At 73.1% G+C, this 1186-nt stretch carries 1 protein-coding gene and 1 pseudogene; both read left to right on the top strand.

The window, feature by feature from the left end:
• Positions 1-197 (top strand): annotated as a pseudogene (locus ABD317_RS37110) (fatty acyl-AMP ligase); the annotation flags it as partial.
• 178 nt (positions 198-375) lie between these two features.
• Positions 376-1186 (top strand): metallophosphoesterase family protein (locus ABD317_RS37105; protein ID WP_425582540.1); only part of this gene is annotated, 811 nt, incomplete at its 3' end.

Below are 1186 nucleotides of genomic sequence, written 5' to 3'. Positions count from 1 at the left end.
AGAGCCACGCGGACGCCGCGGCCGTCGCGGAGATCCGCGAGCGGGTCGTCCAGGCGGTCGCGGCGGAGACGGGGCTCCGCCCTGACCGGGTGGAGGTGGTGCCGCGGGGCACGCTGCCGAAGACCCCGAGCGGCAAGCTCCAGCGGCGCCGGGTGGCGGAGGCGCTCGTCGGCGGCACGCTGCCGACGAGCCACTGAGCCCCCTCCGGCACCGGCGCGTTGCCGGTGCCGGAAGAGCGCTCCGCCGCCTTTTGGCGGGAATTTAGGAAGCGGGACGACCCTGTCCGCACCTGCCTGGCGCACAGGTTCCTGCCGACCTGTCGTCATGCACTTGACACCACCTGTTCCGCCGTCGCCGAATGATCGAATGGCCCTGATGCACGGAAGACTGCTGGCCGTCAGCGACTTGCACGTCGCCTACCAAGAGAACCGGGACATCACCGCCGGGCTGCGCCCGACCGCCCCCGGCGACTGGCTGATCGTCGCCGGCGACGTCGGCGAGCGCGTCGCCGACGTCGAGTGGGCCCTCGGGCTGCTCAGCGAGCGGTTCGCCAAGGTCGTCTGGGTGCCGGGCAACCACGAGCTGTGGACCCACCCGGACGACCCGGTCACCCTGCGCGGCGAGGAGCGCTACCGGCGGCTGGTCGGGATATGCCGCGACCTGGGCGTGGTGACCCCCGAGGACCCCTATCCCGTCTGGCGCGGCGAGGGCGGCCCGGTCACGGTCGCGCCGCTGTTCGTGCTCTACGACTACTCCTTCCGCATGCCCGGGGTGGCCACGAAGGAGGAGTCGCTGCGCCTGGCCCACGAAGCCGGCGTCGTCTGCACCGACGAGTTCTTCCTGCACCCCGACCCGCACGGCTCCCGGGACGCCTGGTGCCGGGAGCGGGTCGCCCGCACCGAGCAGCGGCTCGCGGCCGTCGACCCGGCGTACCCCACGGTGCTGGTCAACCACTGGCCGCTGGTGCGCCAGCCGACGGACATCCTGCGCTACCCGGAGTTCGCGCAGTGGTGCGGCACGACGCTCACCGCCGACTGGCACCGCCGCTTCCGCGCCGCGGCCGTCGTCTACGGCCACCTGCACATCCCCCGCGTCACCTGGTACGACGGGGTCAGGTTCACCGAGGTGTCGATCGGCTACCCGCGGGAGTGGAAGCGCCGCCCGCCGCGCGAGCCGCTGCGTACAG

Origin of the sequence: Streptomyces synnematoformans, from assembly GCF_039531005.1 — a bacterium.
GTDB lineage: Bacteria > Actinomycetota > Actinomycetes > Streptomycetales > Streptomycetaceae > Streptomyces > Streptomyces synnematoformans.
Note: the sequence above shows the minus strand (reverse complement) of the source record. Positions and strands in the feature narration are given on the sequence as shown.